The sequence below is a fragment of the Siminovitchia sp. FSL H7-0308 genome, from assembly GCF_037980985.1.
Classification (GTDB): domain Bacteria; phylum Bacillota; class Bacilli; order Bacillales; family Bacillaceae_C; genus Siminovitchia; species Siminovitchia thermophila.
The window spans coordinates 679,315-695,847 of sequence record NZ_CP150282.1 but is presented as its reverse complement, the minus strand read 5'-3'; the positions used below and the strand labels follow the sequence as shown (position 1 = coordinate 695,847).

Annotated in this window: 18 protein-coding genes; 5 read left to right on the top strand and 13 right to left on the bottom strand. The window is 41.9% G+C overall.

What is annotated here, in order from left to right; genetic code table 11:
* Positions 1 to 115: 115 nt before the first annotated feature.
* Positions 116 to 616 carry a phosphatidylglycerophosphatase A gene (locus tag MHB50_RS03230; RefSeq protein WP_340084852.1) on the top strand — a complete coding sequence of 167 codons (501 nt, stop codon included), beginning with the start codon at positions 116 to 118 and terminating at the stop codon, positions 614 to 616.
* 518 nt (positions 617 to 1,134) lie between these two features.
* Here MHB50_RS03230 and MHB50_RS03225 read toward each other — a convergent pair.
* Both MHB50_RS03225 and MHB50_RS03220 read right to left on the bottom strand, forming a co-directional pair.
* Positions 1,135 to 1,902, bottom strand: coding sequence for a TIGR01457 family HAD-type hydrolase (locus tag MHB50_RS03225; protein WP_340084851.1), 768 nt, complete (start codon positions 1,900 to 1,902; stop codon positions 1,135 to 1,137).
* A 13-nt stretch (positions 1,903 to 1,915) separates the two neighbouring features.
* Positions 1,916 to 2,353 (bottom strand): DUF86 domain-containing protein, encoded by a 438-nt coding sequence (locus MHB50_RS03220; protein WP_077111131.1) that lies wholly within the window; start codon positions 2,351 to 2,353, stop codon positions 1,916 to 1,918.
* A 110-nt stretch (positions 2,354 to 2,463) separates the two neighbouring features.
* On the opposite strand from MHB50_RS03220, the gene MHB50_RS03215 reads away from it, so the two are divergent.
* Entirely contained in the window at positions 2,464 to 2,778 is a 315-nt protein-coding gene (locus tag MHB50_RS03215) for a cytosolic protein (RefSeq protein WP_077111130.1), read from the top strand.
* A gap of 24 nt (positions 2,779 to 2,802) precedes the next feature.
* Here MHB50_RS03215 and MHB50_RS03210 read toward each other — a convergent pair whose 3' ends face one another.
* A complete protein-coding gene (locus MHB50_RS03210) occupies positions 2,803 to 3,078 on the bottom strand; it encodes a YutD family protein (protein WP_077111165.1) in 276 nt (91 codons plus the stop codon).
* Positions 3,079 to 3,192: 114 nt separating this feature from the next.
* On the opposite strand from MHB50_RS03210, the gene MHB50_RS03205 reads away from it, so the two are divergent.
* Positions 3,193 to 3,786 (top strand): YhcN/YlaJ family sporulation lipoprotein, encoded by a 594-nt coding sequence (locus MHB50_RS03205; protein WP_340084850.1) that lies wholly within the window; start codon positions 3,193 to 3,195, stop codon positions 3,784 to 3,786.
* 58 nt (positions 3,787 to 3,844) lie between these two features.
* Positions 3,845 to 4,816 (top strand): M23 family metallopeptidase, encoded by a 972-nt coding sequence (locus tag MHB50_RS03200; RefSeq protein ID WP_253191869.1) that lies wholly within the window; start codon positions 3,845 to 3,847, stop codon positions 4,814 to 4,816.
* Between the two features lie 66 nt (positions 4,817 to 4,882).
* Here the strand turns inward: MHB50_RS03200 and MHB50_RS03195 are convergent, their stop codons facing one another.
* The 10 genes from MHB50_RS03195 to MHB50_RS03150 form a co-directional block, all read right to left on the bottom strand.
* Positions 4,883 to 4,990: a MetS family NSS transporter small subunit gene (locus tag MHB50_RS03195; RefSeq protein ID WP_236016967.1), complete on the bottom strand. Its 108-nt coding sequence runs from the start codon at positions 4,988 to 4,990 to the stop codon at positions 4,883 to 4,885.
* Positions 4,987 to 6,501 (bottom strand): sodium-dependent transporter, encoded by a 1,515-nt coding sequence (locus tag MHB50_RS03190; RefSeq protein ID WP_340084849.1) that lies wholly within the window; start codon positions 6,499 to 6,501, stop codon positions 4,987 to 4,989. The genes MHB50_RS03195 and MHB50_RS03190 overlap by 4 nt, the downstream gene beginning before the upstream one ends.
* Before the next feature lie 167 nt (positions 6,502 to 6,668).
* Positions 6,669 to 8,246 (bottom strand): Na+/H+ antiporter NhaC family protein, encoded by a 1,578-nt coding sequence (locus MHB50_RS03185; protein ID WP_340084848.1) that lies wholly within the window; start codon positions 8,244 to 8,246, stop codon positions 6,669 to 6,671.
* A gap of 216 nt (positions 8,247 to 8,462) precedes the next feature.
* Entirely contained in the window at positions 8,463 to 9,230 is a 768-nt protein-coding gene (gene yunB, locus MHB50_RS03180) for a sporulation protein YunB (RefSeq protein ID WP_340084847.1), read from the bottom strand.
* Positions 9,231 to 9,297: 67 nt separating this feature from the next.
* Positions 9,298 to 9,600 (bottom strand): DUF1805 domain-containing protein, encoded by a 303-nt coding sequence (locus tag MHB50_RS03175; RefSeq protein ID WP_340084846.1) that lies wholly within the window; start codon positions 9,598 to 9,600, stop codon positions 9,298 to 9,300.
* 501 nt (positions 9,601 to 10,101) lie between these two features.
* Positions 10,102 to 11,472 (bottom strand): bifunctional UDP-sugar hydrolase/5'-nucleotidase, encoded by a 1,371-nt coding sequence (locus MHB50_RS03170; RefSeq protein WP_340084845.1) that lies wholly within the window; start codon positions 11,470 to 11,472, stop codon positions 10,102 to 10,104.
* 18 nt (positions 11,473 to 11,490) lie between these two features.
* A complete protein-coding gene (locus MHB50_RS03165; protein ID WP_339161929.1) occupies positions 11,491 to 12,333 on the bottom strand; it encodes a DUF72 domain-containing protein in 843 nt (280 codons plus the stop codon).
* Positions 12,334 to 12,481: 148 nt separating this feature from the next.
* On the bottom strand, positions 12,482 to 12,865 hold the full coding sequence (gene panD, locus MHB50_RS03160; RefSeq protein ID WP_077111121.1) for an aspartate 1-decarboxylase: 384 nt from the start codon (positions 12,863 to 12,865) through the stop codon (positions 12,482 to 12,484).
* Between the two features lie 563 nt (positions 12,866 to 13,428).
* Positions 13,429 to 14,391, bottom strand: coding sequence for a ring-cleaving dioxygenase (locus MHB50_RS03155; protein WP_340084844.1), 963 nt, complete (start codon positions 14,389 to 14,391; stop codon positions 13,429 to 13,431).
* 723 nt (positions 14,392 to 15,114) lie between these two features.
* Positions 15,115 to 15,498 (bottom strand): hypothetical protein, encoded by a 384-nt coding sequence (locus tag MHB50_RS03150; RefSeq protein WP_077111119.1) that lies wholly within the window; start codon positions 15,496 to 15,498, stop codon positions 15,115 to 15,117.
* A 272-nt stretch (positions 15,499 to 15,770) separates the two neighbouring features.
* On the opposite strand from MHB50_RS03150, the gene MHB50_RS03145 reads away from it, so the two are divergent.
* Positions 15,771 to 16,439 carry a helix-turn-helix domain-containing protein gene (locus MHB50_RS03145; RefSeq protein WP_339161926.1) on the top strand — a complete coding sequence of 223 codons (669 nt, stop codon included), beginning with the start codon at positions 15,771 to 15,773 and terminating at the stop codon, positions 16,437 to 16,439.
* Positions 16,440 to 16,533 lie beyond the last annotated feature (94 nt).

Below are 16,533 nucleotides of genomic sequence, written 5' to 3'. Positions count from 1 at the left end.
TTGTTCATTTATATGAGCAAAACCGGAAAAATTTGCCGATAGAATAAAGAGGGAGTGTAAAAGCAGTGGAATCCAGGCGATAAAATGTAAAATTGCAATGTAAAGGATGAGGAGAATGGCTGAAGATAGAAAAATGACCGAATTAGAAGTGACCGCTCGCCGATGGTTAAATGAACGTGGTGTAACGATTGATGATTTGGCAAAGCTTGTAATGTTTTTACAAAAAAAATATCATCCTGCATTAACATTGGATGAATGTAAATACAATATTGAACGCGTTCTTCGCAAAAGGGAAGTGCAAAACGCGATCTTGACTGGCATCCAATTGGATAAACTAGCGGAGCAGGGGAAACTGGAAGAGCCGCTCCAAACGATTATTGGTACTGACGAAAGCCTGTATGGAGTAGATGAAATACTTGCCTTTTCAATCGTTAACGTCTACGGTTCGATCGGCTTTACAAATTACGGTTATATCGATAAACAAAAACCTGGGATATTGGAAAAACTGAATGACCATTCTAACGATATGGTCAATACATTTCTGGACGACATCGTCGGTGCCATCGCAGCAGCCGCTTCAAGCAGGCTGGCACATAGCGCCAAAGGCGAAGAGTAATGAAATGCGTGGCATGTTATGGATGTAACATTTTCTGAACATAACGTCTTGTCGATCTCGATAAATATTGCCAGTATAAGCGTAACTTTTTTTGATTTCGATCAAAACCAGATTAACGTAGCCTTTGCGATCTCAACCATATTGCCAATATAAACGTTACTTTTTTTGATTTCGATCAAAACCAGATTAATGTAGCCTTTGCGATCTCAACCATAACCATGTAACTTTTTTTCAATCTAGCCAGCATTGAAATAAGTTTTTCGATTTCAATAATAACCAGTACGGACGTAAGTTTTTTCGCTCTAGATAAAAGACCAGGGAAACTTTTTACGACATGATGCGAAAAAATCAGCTACTTCCTGCGGCGATTTAAAAAGTTGCTTATTTCAGGCGTCGTCTTATTGTAACCGTTATTGTTCATGAGACCGTTTGTATTGTTTTCATATCCGAATGAAAATAAAAGCATGCGAGAAAACGGCTTGTTTTTCCACATGCTTTTGTATTTGTCCAACACGATCTCAGCGGATTTCCCATTGTTCGAGGGAAGAAACAACATATGTTGGCTGTTCTTTTCTTTGTGCCAGCATCTCGGGCGTTGTCACACCTGTATGGACGAGCAGCGTATCGATACCGAAACGCATGCCCGCCAATATATCTGTATCGTAATTATCTCCTACCATAATGGTTTCTTTTTTTGGAGTGCCCAGTATTTTATGGGCCTGTTCCATAATAATCTGATGCGGTTTTCCGATAAAGACGGGCTCCTTCTGTGTCGAGTAAGAGATAACCGAGGTAAGCGCCCCATTTCCAGGCAAGAGTCCCTTTTCCGTCGGTATGGCCGCATCGCTGTTTGTCGAATAAAACTCGGCTCCGTCCCGAATTGCCAAACAAGCTTTTGCCAGCTTTTCATAATTAATGTCCCGGTCGATCCCGATGATCACTGCATCAGGACGGCTGTCTGTCAGTTCAAAACCTTTTTCAGCCAAAGCTTCTTTCAGCCCTGTTTCCCCAATGGCATATACCCGGGCATTCGGGTGTTTTTCGTATAGATAATTTGCCGTGGCCAAAGAAGCGGTGAATACGTCATCCGGTCCAGCCCGAAAACCCAATTGGTTTAAATGGCCAGCAACTTGGGTCGGAGTTTTGGAAGAATTGTTCGTAACAAATAAATGACGCAGCCCCTTTTTTTCTATCCGCTTAACAAATTCAATTGCTTCGGGAATCACTTCTATTCCCTTATATGCCGTTCCATCCAAATCGATCAAATATCCCGCGTATTGTTTCATTGTCTCTCCTCTTTTAATTCTTAAAAGCAGATACAGGTCCCAGCTCATTCGTTAAGTATGCCCGCACAGATGGGGCAAACTGCTGGAGTGCATTCAAATTCTCCACAAAAACAGCAATCAATTGCTCATGATCTACGTGAATATATTGCTGTACAAGCATTTTCCGATACGAAATCACTTTTTTTAAACTGTCGCCATTTGCGCTTTCAATAACTTTTTCATCCACAAGAATATCAATGATATCATCATAGCTACCGGGGTCCCTCATAATAAACCCGTCGATCATGGCATTTCCTGTATCCAAAATCGACTCGATGGCAGTTTGCAACAACCTTTCCAGCGCTGCTTTTTTGATATCTGAATCCCACTGTTTTTCGATTTGAAATAATGCAAGCTGTTTTTCCAAATATTGAAGAGTCGCTTCAATATGTTCACGGTCAACAAAGTACACGGACAAGACCTCCATTAATGATCATCCATTTCATTTTACCATATCCAAAAAGCCGTTACGAATATAGCCCAAAGGTCGGGGCACCTTATAAATGAAAGGTGGTAACGAATATGGATGAAACCCGTGACAAAAAAAACGATATTGATAAAGAAGAAAACGAATATACCGATGTTTCAACAGCTGAGACAAGAAGGAACTTTTTAACAGCCGAAGAATTTCCGGAAGGGCCATACGGTACGCCAAGGCGAAGGCATGCTCCAGTGGAAAATAAGTCCACACCGTGGAAGGAAGGACAGCGCAAATATAGCGCCTTCAACTATGAATTTAAATCCATGCACCAAAACAGGCCACGTGAATTTCCAGGAGCGCACCCGACACACGACGATCCGAACAGAGATACGGAACCGCCTTACCAAAAAAGCTGAAATCGGCCAGGCATTGCTTGGCCTTTATTTGTCCACTCTTTTTAAAACAAAATAAGCGCAGCCATAATTGCAGTATTCGTACAAATATTCCAACAGTGTACTGATTTTTGTATCAAAAGAAGCCTTTTGATTGTCATCAGAAAAAAATCCTTTTAGCCGAAGCTGCCCGTACCCCCAATCGCCTACAATGTAATCATACTTAGACAAAATTTCACTGAAACGAGCCTTAAAAGCTTCCTCGTTAAATCCGTCCTTGAACTCCTCGATTAATTCATATTGTTTATTTTGAACGACAATCATGATAAATTCACCCATTTTTAATTTTTCTCTTACATAAATTATAACTCACACACCAACATTTACTAGTAAAAATTATTTCATCAAGAGCAACCTATATAAAAGGAGGTGCCAATTATGAAGAAAATGATTTCGGCACTTGCCATAAGCGGAATTCTTTTATCCGCTTGCGGTGGCAATGACCAACAAATTGCCGATAATGATTCAGTTTACAAAAAAAGCGGCAATACAATGAATCAAACAGACAGAAACGATTTATATAATGAATCGAATGATAATCAAAATTACGGCTTTGTCCGTCAAGTAAAAAATCCCGTACCGGGGGAATCAACTAACATTAACGCTGGAGATGTTGTAACAAGAGAGCAATTGGCCAATCAAATCAGCAAATTGACTGTTGGCCTGCCTGATGTAAACGACAGCAGCGTTGTTGTTACTGATGCAGAAGTATTGATTGCTTATCAGGCAGATACTTCGGACGAACGCTCGCGGGCCCAGGTGGCCGACCAAGTTAAAAAAACCGCTGAATCCGCTGTGCCAAAATGGTTTGGGATATATGTAACCGATGATCCCGCGCTTAGACAAAATGTGGAAAACATTGCCTCCATGACTCCCAACCAGGCAAATACGGATAAAGCAGTCAAAGACACTGTCAAAATGATGAAAGAAAATTCCCCTCAAGGGCGAAATGACTCCAAGATGAATCAATAATTGTGACGGCCCGTGATCTTTATTTATCATGGGCCCTCTTTTTGAAAGGGGTGAGAAAGTGAAGAAATTCCTGATACTGATACTCCTTATATTCATACCATTTAGGAGTGGTGACGCGAAGGAAATATCTCCTGAAGAGATGTATAAACAAAGGATGGATTTATACAAAAAAACGGAGGTCGTTTCCGGGGTTCCTTGGTATTTTATTGCTGCTATTGATCAATACGAACGCAGCATTCGGCATGTAAGGAAAGACCTGCCGAAACCGGATGGGTTGACTGGCTTTTATATGGATGCCACCCATTGGAGCGGACCGCTAAATCCGGACAAAGGAGATCATAATCCTCTGACAATCGACTTTTTTTCCGGGAAGGGACGAGACGGTAACGGGGATGGGAAAGCAAGCCGGACAGATGATGAAGACCTTCTTTACACAGCCGCCTCCCTCATCTCTCTATACGGTGTTAACGATACAAGCGTCCGAATAGCATTATGGAATTATTATAAAAGAGATAAAACAGTAAGCGCCATTATGGCCAATGCCAAAATATACAGGACCTTTAATCGAATAAACTTAGATGAAAAAGCTTTTCCAATTCCAAAAGAATACAACTATACCTACCATAATACTTGGGGAGACCGCAGAGGATGGGGCGGCAGGAGAATGCATGAAGGTACGGACATATTCGCTTCATACGGTACACCCGTGCGCGCAGTTCGACATGGCGTTGTTGAACTAAAAGGCTGGAATAAATATGGGGGATGGCGCGTGGGTATCAGAGACTTGCACAACACGTACCATTATTACGCTCACCTGAACGGTTTTGCAAAAGATTTAAAAATTGGCGATGTTGTGAAAGCCGGACAAGTCATAGGGAGCGTTGGCAGTTCAGGATATGGACCTCCGGGTACATCAGGGAAATTTCCTCCCCATCTTCATTTTGGCATGTATAAAGATAACGGGATCAACGAATGGGCATTCGACCCTTATCCCCATTTAAAAGCTTGGGAACGGGCAGAAAAGACTTGAGGATATCGTTCGTCAACCATATCAAAAAGCTTCGGGGAGCCCGAAGCTTTTGGCCATCATGCAGGTTTATTGTTTTTTCGACTTGGATATGGCTACTCCAACGCTTGCAGCAAATCCACCCCAAATAATAATAGCGCCAATAAACATCATCGCAATAGCACTGCCGCTCATCATACAACCTCCTTATCAACTTTGGAAGCCGAGTAATCCAGACTGTGGCCTTTCCATGGCTTTAATGTCATAAGTACGCCGAAGAACATGGCGCCAAGGGCGACCGTCCATCCATATTTGAACAAGAATTCGCGTGGAAAATCTCCATAATCGCCGATAAGGTTTTGACGCAGGTTATCAAACATCATGTAACCGAGAACAATTGGCGTGATGACAGACAATGAAATTCTCCACCAGGCGCCAAGTTTGATATCGGAAACAGAGTCAGCATGTGCTTGCAACGACTTTAGTTCTTTTGCAAACCAGGCGATAAACACAACTTCAAACAGCCCTGCCAAGGCTACTCCAAATTGATTGATGAAATAGTCGGCAACATCAAGCAAATTCAACCCGTTTTGCGTGGAAAACACCAGTGCAACAAGAGCTGTCAAGCCTCCGCCAAATGTAACCGCTTTCGTTCTTGAGACGTTGAATTTTTCCTGGACTCCCGCAATATACGTCTCTACAATCGAGATAAGCGAGGTCAGGCCCGCCAACGTCAACGATACGAAAAACAAAACGCCAAAAGCATGCTGAAATCCTGGCATTTCATTAATAATGCTCGGAAATACGGAGAACGCAAGCAACACTCCCCCCTGGACAACTTCGTTCACCCCAACTCCTTGCTGGGCAGCCATAAATCCTAATGCCGCAAAAACGCCAAAGCCGGCGAGCAATTCAAAACCGGAATTCGCAAACCCAGTAATAAAGGCGCTATTTGTAATATCAGCTTTTTTAGGCAAATAACTGGAATAAGTAACCATAATAGCAAATCCGATAGACAAGCTAAAGAAGATTTGCCCATATGCGGCAACCCAAACTTTTCCATTCATAATAGAGCCCCAATCAGGTTTGAAGAAAGTGTTCAGCCCGTCGACTGCTCCCTCCAAAGTAAGAGCTCGAATAACAATAATGACAAACAAAACGACCAGCAAAGGAATCATAATTTTTGCTGCTACCTCAATACCTTTTTTAACACCGGCATACATGATTCCAAGAACGATTAACCAAACTAAAATTAATGGAATAAGAACACCTGGAACAAAGCTGCCGAAGGAAACAGTATCTCCCACTTTCAAGTAATCAGCGACTAAAAAGTCCGTCGTATCCGCTCCCCACTTAAGATTGAATGAAAAAACAGTGTACGACATAGCCCATGCAATAATGACGGAATAATAGGTTGCGATGACAAAGGCAATGGCGATTTGCCACCAGCCGATCCATTCTCCTCCCCGCTTAATTCTTGCCAGAGAAAGCGGCGCAGATCCCCGGTACTTATGACCAATCGTAAACTCTAAAATTAAAAGTGGGATCCCTGCCGTAAGCAAGGCAAACAAATAGGGAAGAAAGAATGCCCCTCCTCCATTGTCATACGCAACACCCGGAAAGCGCCAAATGTTTCCCAGCCCGATCGCCGAACCGACCGCGGCAAATATAAAACCGGCCCTCGATCCGAATTGCGCTCGGTTTTCCATACATAAAACCCCCTTTATCATTTAATTTTCTCTTGGGAAAAGTCTGACAATTCAACACCTTAGAATTAGTATAGCGACTCACAATGCCTTTGTCAAAGGAAATATCACTTCAGCGTGACATCATTACTATTTTAATATAGAAAACGACAGCTTGTGCTGTCGCCTTCCTATTTGGTTTTCAATGTCTTATGCCCAAAATCATTCTGTTTAAAAAACAGCGCAAATATGAGTAGTAATGCAGCTACGGTCACTAACCCCCAAATGGTAGAATGGGTCAGACCCAGCACGATATATCCCGCTCCCGAAATGGCAGCTGCCGTAAGAGCATACGGCAATTGTGTCAACACATGGTCAATGTGGTTGCATCCAGCACCGGTCGATGAAAGGATCGTTGTGTCCGAAATAGGTGAACAGTGGTCCCCAAATACGGCACCCGCTAACACGGAAGCCATGACGGGAAGCAACATAGACACATCTGTCGTTGCAACAATTTGCCCCGCAATCGGCAACAAAATCCCGAACGAGCCCCATGATGTGCCTGTAGCAAATGCCATCAATCCGGCAAAAACAAATACGATAAAAGGTAAAAATGATATATTTAAAGACGACTTTGCAACGATATTCCCCAAATAAACACCTGTTCCCAACTGATCAATAAGCGAAGTAATGGTCCAAGCAAACACTAAAATGAGCACTGCAGGTACCATGGATTGGATGCCAAATCTAATCCCGGTTAACAAAAGTGAAGAATGCAGTTTTCTATGGGCCATTTGCTGACGAATAAATAAAAAGATCGTAATAGCCAGGCTAATAACACCGCCACATACAAGTGCCAGCGAAACATCCGCATTTCCAAAAATATCTATAGGCGCCGTGATGCTGTCACTGTTTTTTAATCCGCTCCAGACAATCACAGCAATGGTCCCAATAAACAGCGTTACAATCGGAACAATCAAATCACCGACGGTTCCGTTTTCTCCGACAGGCAAATCTTCTTTAATCTCCCCGGGAATTTCTTTTTTAGGGTCATACGGAACCCCTGTTTCCATTGTACGCCTTTCATGCATTTTCATGCTTCCAAAATCAATATTTCGGGAAACAGTGATAAAAACGAGCCCCAGGGCAGCCCAAACATATAGATTCATCGGTATCATTTCCAAAAAAGCGGCAAATGCGGAAATGTCATTGATATTATGAGTAGCAAATACGGTTCCAACGATTCCAATGATAAAGGCGCCCCAACTGGAAACAGGAGAAACAACACACACTGGTGCCGACGTCGAGTCAATAATATAGGCGAGCTTTGCCCTTGATACACGATGCCGATCTGTAATCGGTCGGGCAACCTGACCAACCGCAAGCGCATTGAAATAATCATCAATGAAAATGGCGATTCCCAATATAGCGGATAATATTTGCGCCCCGATCCTGCTTTTCACCTTGGTAAGTGCCCACTCTCCAAAAGCCCTGCTTCCTCCTGTTATGTTAATGAGCGCTGTTATCGCCCCTAAAATAAACAAAAATAAGATAATATATATATTCCAAGTATCGAATCCGTCTTCCTTCAAAAAGATTCCTTTTACTGCCTCCCATATCAGAATGAATGTCGCGACAACATCCCCTTTTCCAAGCAGAAGAGCAGATACGACAATCCCTGTTCCGAGAGACAGTAAAACACGGCGCGTCAGCATGACCATTACGACCGCAAGTAATGGCGGAAGCAAAGACAAGATTGAGTTTTCCATGACAAACCTCCATTGAGTAAAAACAAAGATGCGTTTATGATTTTTCACGCGCACGTTCTCTTTCCATCCTCTTTGGGAGCAGACGAGTAAAAGGAAATTTTAGCAAAATAGTATTGGCCATCCAAGAAAAGCGATTTATAAACTTCTACCACCATGTTGAAAATGTTTTCAGAACGTACCAAAACATGATATCATTAATTTTTTTCGCTGACAATACTATGGAGTATTGTCCTGTTTTGGGAATTGTATGGATGGGTTGGTTGTTCCACCGTTGTTGTAAAATTGTGGAACGTCTCCCGGATACAATCCTATAGCAATAGGAACTTCCTGTTGAACAACCGCCTCTTTAGTCCCAAACGGGATAATGATCTGTACATTCACCTGAACTTGAATGGATATCGTAACAAACATATTATTAATGGGATATTGTTCCACTCTTGTGTCAACGTTTGTGGAGACATCCCCAATAGCGGTAAACCGGATTGGAATCCGTGGACCCAAGTTACCGAGAAGAGCATTTTTTGTCGCCTGGCCTAGCGGGAAAGAATAAACGATTCCTTCACCCTGAGAAGATGATTCATAATCAAATTCGACCCCGGTGTCTTCTCTAAGGGCATCCAGATTACCAGCTTCGGCCTGCTTTAAATTCGACTGGATTGCCCTGGAAATATCTGCTTGAATTTGGTTGATGATGTCTGTTTTATATTGTACAGAGGAACCTCCCGATTGATTCGGAACGATTTCCGTAATCTCCCGTATGTCTTTTACGTTTGGAATCACCTCTTTGACAGCCCGGCTAATAACCATGGGAGCAATTTTTTTCGTTTGTGATTCCGCATATCTCGTTAATGTTGGCTTAATCCCGTAATTGACGATCCAAAGCCCGGCAGCTGTTGACAATAAAAAAAAGACGAATGAAATCAACATAACATAACGGAACGGCAACGGACCGCGCCGGAACTTGCGCGCACGAAAATGAGCCAAAAAAATCCCCTCCCATGACTAGCATATGCGAACATGGAGGGTAATAGCTCTTTGAGAAAAAATTCATTTAAATCATTTTTAATAGCGCATCGCGCCCTGCCATTCCGGCAAATATCCCACGCTCCTCAGCAGCAATTGTCACGGATTCGAGCGGGCCTTCCAGCAATTCTTCTATCGTTTGCACTCCAACAGCTCTCCCCGCAATGATCCCCCGGTCTTTAAGCTTTTTATTTAAAAGCCCGATATCAAGAGCACCACACATAATGTATCCACGATCATTGGACACAGTGAGAAGCGTCGTTTTTGGCAAGCGGACAACAGAGGCTACAAACATGTGCCCGTCAATGATTACAGGTTCAATAGAAATCATTCCATCCACCCCTTCTGATACCCATATATATGAAAAGGGCAAAGGAGCGTTCCCGCAACTGGGCGTGAGCGTGAGCTTGCGCCCTGCCACATAAACGCGCGTTTCTCGTTTTATCCAATGGTATTTCGCTTATACAGTGGGAGGGGCCCTTGCTAATATGCGAGCAGGTTATCCGTATACGGGGAATTTTTCCCCTTACCCTCGGGGGAGTTTTTCCTTATCCGTGGGTATTTCTGTTTATATGCGGGGAATCTATCCTATATGGGGGAGCTTCTCCTTATACGCAAGGAGCTTTCCCCTCACCCTACGGCATTTCTCCTTATATGCGGGGAATCTCTGCTTATACGCGGGGAGCTTCTCCTTATACGCAAGGTGCTTTCCTCTCACCCTACGGCATTTCTCCTTATATGCGGGGAATCTTCCTATATGGGGAGCTTCTCCTTATACGCAAGGAGCTTTCCTCACCCCACAGCATTTCTCCTTATATGCGGGCATTCTCCCTTATTTATACAACTGGATTAAATGCCACTCCATTACATCTCGCAAAAATTCGGGGAGATAATATGTTTTCATTTGAGCATGCTGGATTTGCGGGAAAAATTTACCGAAAGTAAATGTATCAATTGTGGCAATTTTATAGGTCTCTTCAAGATTGAGAGGCTTGCCGCCAATTTGGAGGATATTGTTTTGAAAATCTGCTTCAATATGATGATAAACAAATTTTCCCATCATGACACCTCTGAACCCCAATCCTTTAAATGTAAGTTGAGGCAACTGGGTCTCCTCAGCTTGATACAGGACTTCTCGTAATGCTCCACCGTCCAGCTCCACTAGGCAAGGATTGATCGGATGCGGCAGCATTTGGTGTATATCATATTTAGTGACCTGACCCTCGTCCAGCGGGGCAAGGAACAGCCCTGAATTGACCAGTGCACCATCCGCACCACACCAGTGATAGAGGGCTTCGGCGAGCATCGCCGGAAGCTCTGAATTTTTATCCCAAGAATATGTAAGCGGATTCGGAAGGGAAACAACTTCCGTGGATAGCAACTTTTTGCCAATTTCTCTCCATTCGTGCATTTGCTCGGTTTCATCTGGAGGAGCAGCCAAGTAGGCCGTTTCAAATAGGGTAGCATTGAATGTCTTGGCAGATACATCTTCAATCTCCCATTCCGCCGCCACGTAACCGACATATTCACCATACCTTCCTGCAGCTCCCAATAAAGCTGCACCTGCCGGTTCTCCATTTGGCAAAACGTGATGCGTATGTCCTCCCAAGATGAGATCAACTCCGGGTTCATTTTCCGCTATCCAGCGATCAGCCTGCAGGCCCAAGTGAGATAGCACAATAATGACATCCGCTTCTTTCCGAAGTAGTTCAATTTGCTTGGAGAGTTCATGAAGAGGTTCAGTAAGCTCCCAATCCAAAAGCTTATATAATCGGTGATAATAGGCGGTTACGCCCGTCACCCCGATTTTCGTCCCTCTGGAAGTCATATAAATTTGACGCGGAAGGGCCCAAGCCGGCCTTTTTCCTTCCGGCAAAAAAAGGTTGGCCAACACTATATCAAATTGTGCGTCACTATACAGCTCATTCAATGAACGATGATCCAATGTCATCCCCTCATTGTTACCGATCGTAACAGCTGTATAACCGGCTTCATTTATCAATGTGACGTTCCCTTTTCCCTTAGTCCCTTCTGTAAAAGGGTGCCATCTATCAACAAAATCGCCGCAATCAAAAATGAAAACATCTTCACCGTCTGCTTCGTGAGCCTCTTTTCTTTCTACTAAAAAATGATTGATCCGCGGCCAATTTTCCAAGTGACTGTGAATGTCGTTCGTATGATAAATATGGACTTTTTCCTTCACTGATCCACTTCCCATCCATCAAAACAAATCAAGTTGCCTTGTTGCAAGTCCTTTATATTGTATGCCCAGCAAATGAATCAATTCTTTCGCATTGCCGGCGGCATCCCCGCCGGAATTATTATTGAAGAGGACAAAGACATCCTTCGTTTCCGTTTGCAGATTTAAAATGTTTTCTTTCCATTGTTCCAACTCCGCTTGATTATAGCGGTATAAATAGCGAGTCGCCCTCCAATTTTTACCACCTGGCTTCATCCATGCGGCCGTATTCCGCCCATGCATGCGGATAAGCGCTTTTTCCTCATGGGTGGCCGCAAGCACGATCGGAACAGAGCCTTCCCCCACTTGCGGTTCATCACACACAACATGGATCCACCCTTCGTTTTTTAAAAACTGAAGTGTCTTTTCCTGTAAATGAGGAGAGAACCAAGTTCGATTTCTAAATTCCACGGCAACCGGAAACCTTTCCATCCATTTCCGACACATCCGTAAATAATCAACATTCTCTTTCGTACAATCGAACCATGGTGGGAACTGGAACAATACCATCGCCAATTTCCCACTTTCAGCGAACGGCTCAATGGACTCAACATAAGCGTTAAACATTTCTTCTCTCGAAGAAAACGGCATTTCCCCGCGCTCATGCCCTGTCATCCCTTGGTAGGCTTTCACAACAAACCGAAAATCGTCGGGTGTATCTTTGACCCATCGTTCCACGTTGCGGGCCGGCTGAACAGCATAAAAGAAGGAGTCAACCTCAACGGCCGGAAAATGGGCACTATACTCTTTTAATTTATCACGCGAAGCGATTCCTTTCGGATAAATATCGTGGTCGCCCCAACCAGTTACTCCTACATAAATCATATACTCACCAACATTTCGTTTTCATAACTATTATAGCAAAGGCAATCATGAACACGAAGCATATTACCTGTTATTCGGCATTCAGATGATCAAGGCAATGATCTGGCGTCAAAAATCGCTTGACAGGTGTTTTGCGCTTTCATGACAATCACAAAATCGTATTTTCTGGCTCGGCCGACAGAATTTCCTGAATACGATTGTTTTCATCCATAATCGCAACTTTGGGCTTATGGGCAGCGATATTTTCTTCCGGAACAAGAATGTAGGAAATGATAATAACGATATCCCCCACTTGTACAAGGCGAGCTGCAGCCCCATTTAAACAGATGATACCACTTCCTCTTTCTCCCGGAATGATATATGTTTCCAAGCGGGCACCGTTGTTATTGTTGACAATTTGAACTTTTTCGTTTTCGACCATTCCTACTTCATCTAATATATCCGCGTCAATTGTAATACTTCCCACATAATGCAAATTGGCCTCAGTTACACGTGCGCGGTGAATTTTCCCATTCATCATCGTTCTAAACATACTCATTCCTCCTGCTTGAACATTCAATTATCAGTCAAAAAAATCTTGGCAAAAAGGCAGAAGGTTCCTATGATACTTTTAATTTTTCACCCTCTGTCCCTGTCCGAAAATGGATCCGGGCAGACATACATATCATAACAGCTTAGCAAAGGTGCGGTTCAAACCATGATACCGCCCATTTAAATGATATCAACAACAGAATTTCTAAAGCTATGAAAATCCACACGGCATACATTCTGCAAGACAATATAAAAACAACGAAAAAATCATGTCAGATTGAGAATTTTTCCAAATACGATAACCACTAAGGCCATATTTTTATAGTAAAAAAGGAAGATTCAATATATACATGAAAGCCATTATGGACCGTATATGTTATTGACAAACAGAGTCCCAAACGAACAAACTTTGATGGATCAAAAATGGGAATGTAGAAGACATTTTCTTTCAGCTTCTCAAAAACCCTTCACTTATTCCGGTTGAAAAAATTGGCATGCCACTGTTCTCGATCTTCAAAAGTCTTTGGCAATCGGACTTGGTTTCATTTCTTCCTTTTCTCAAGTTTAGTCTAAAGGCTTCAATCGTGCCTCTATCTCTTCACGACGATGCTCCAAAAATGGAGGCAGTGCCAAGCTTTCACCTAAATGTTCCAATTCCTCATCAATATCAAAACCGGGCCCGTCTGTCGCCAGTTCAATCGTAATCCCGTTTGGATCTTTTAAATAAACAGAGCGAAAGTAAAAGCGATCAACAAAACCGGAATGAGCAATATTATGTTCATTTAGCTTATCAATCCATGCATGGAATTCTTCTTCATTATCTACACGTAATGCAATATGATGAACACTCCCGCGTCCCGGGCGCTCCTCGGTTACATCTAACCTGTGCTCTAAGTGAATCTCAGCACCTGTTCCTCCTTCTCCCGTTTCGTATACTACAATATCCGGCTGCCCTTTAACAGAAGATGCATATTGCCCTTTCTTCCGGAATCCCAAAACATTAGTAAACAAGTCTACAGTCCCCTCTATATTGGCAATGGTTAATTGTGAAGGACCAAGTCCCACAATACCGAACTCTTTGAGAATCGGAGATTTACCCCAGGGAGTACCACCTTTTACTCCTTTGTTATTTTCATCCGACACCAGAATAAGCCTTTGCCCTTCAAAATCATTGAAAGCCAACGTTAATCTACCTGCTCGCTCTTTTATTTCTTCATGAGGCACACTCATTCTTTTAAAGCGTTCTTGCCAATAAGAAAGAGCTTTATCATTCGGTACTCGAAGGGATGTTGCAGAAATGCTGTTATTCCCTTGATATGTTTTTCCAGCTCGTGGAATTTCAAAAAAAGTTAAATCTGTTCCTGGACTGCCTGTTTCATCAGCATAAAACAAATGGTACATAGATGGGGTATCCTGATTCACTGTTTTTTTTACTAAGCGCAAACCCAGAATATTTGTATAAAAGTCTTTATTCGCCCTTGCATTTGCTGTAATAGCGGAAACATGATGGATTCCTTTTAATTCCACTGTAACTCCTCCTTGGTTTGATTTTTCGGCAATAAAATAGTGTCTTTTTCCATTTACTTCTTGAACGAGGACTACTCGACCTTTGCAACAACCGTGCACTATGTCACATTAAAGCTGTTCACTTAATCCAATTGGTACAAGAACGTCAAATTTATACAGCAAGTACTCTCCAAATCTTGATTAAAAACCGAAACCAAAAATCTATTGTTCTTTAAAAAACCATTCCCTAGTTTGACTAATTTTTATCAGTTTAACACTAAAAGGTCAACTTTTAAAAATGGATCCAGTCACTGACCATCCATTGGCATTTAAATTTTTCCACTTAAAAACCCTGTTTTTTTACTAAAGCAAGTGTAACGGAACCAATATAAAAGAACACAATATTTCATCAGTTTGAAGCGGAACGATTAAGCTGCTAAAACAAGCAAACAAACTCGAAAAGTCATAACGCATGATGACACTATCTAAGAGACCGGCCAACATTAACTCGTGCCACTAGAGGACATAACTGGGGGAGCGTAATGAAAGTGCTTATCAGCTGCTGTTTTCCATTTCGAACGCGTTTATCCCACTAGGTAAGTCTTCCTTGCTATCAGTAAAAGTCGCTAAATATTGAAATAAACACTTCGATGATGCTTTTTTCTTAATAATACAACGATCGTTATCAGCCACATACTACGATATTCTTTGATTTTACGGACACAAGTACAGCGAACAAACTGATTAATAAGACATATCATGTTTGGGATTGCAGTCAGTATAAACAATAAAAGGCTCGGCTTTAGCGATTAGATGTTGCAACCCATAGCCAATCCATTTCAACTCGGCGGCCATAACATTTTGATAACTGTAGTTCAGCATAGTGACACCCACCTCTAGAACTTCTTTTAAAGACTCAAAATTGTCTCCACCAATGCGTATTTTGAGGCACAGCAGGCTATAAATAGCTGTTTTATCCACCTTATCTAACATAATATTGTTTTTTAGCTTGTATTCTTTTTTCCTGCCGTCAAATTCAACGAAATTCTTTAAATGTGGCTTCAAATCCAAAAAGCTCCTTTTTTCTGAACAATAACGTTGAAATTCCTGCAATAATTCAATATCCATATTCCATTCCCCCATTTATTATTTTATCCCATCGCCAGTTTCCAACATTACTTTGACCAAGCATAACTCATAGATTCTTTTTGATCCCTTATCGCATTTTTCCTGTCGATTATCGTTTTGACCTCTCATTTATTTCTATTGCAATAAATCCATTACCAAATTATTTCTTTAAAAATAACACATACCTCACTTTATTGCAAATGTTTTTTTTATAATGTAATTTTATTGCTTTAGTTATAATTCTGTTATATAATACGATTGAGGTGATGAAGGTGAGTAAAAATGAGTTAGGGGGATTTATAAAAGAAATCCGATTATCTCAAAATATATCTAAATCTGAGATGGCCAGATATTCAGGAGTGAGTCAGCCTTACATGAGCCAAATCGAAACAGGAAAAAGAATTCCGACACCTGACATCTTAGAAAAAATCGCTAACAATCTCACTAAAAACCTACATTATAAAGTGAGCTTTGCGGACCTGCTGGAAAAATCAGGATACTCAAAGTTAGCCAAAGGCCAGCGATTATTAGAATCAGTTGCGCTAGAATTTGCAAAACCAATGCCCGACAAGCTCCAGCTAGGTACTGGTAACGTACGCAACGCAAATGTTGTTGCAGAGCATGAAAAAAGTTACATGCCTGAAAGTTTTATAAGAGACATAAAAAAATGGAACACTTGGATCAAAGCTGAAAATGAAGAAACATATTCCCTCTCGGATGGCCAAAAAATAAAAATACAGCTAGATGAAAATAATTTATACAATTTAAAGCGTATACTGAACCAGAATGATAAACCTGTTAGTTGGAATGAACCGCGCGAGGAAAGTTTTGTGTTGCCGCAAAACTTAAAAAGGCTGCTATATACAGTCATTGAAGCCAATATAGAAATTTACAAAGAGATCATAAAAGACGCAGAGCTGACTGAAAAGAAAGAAACATAAAACAGATCCTGATATTTTTGTGATACTGCCGAAACTTTACACTCGTAAAAACGGAAGCGAATAAACAAAGACCAGCATTAAATGACCATGCCGT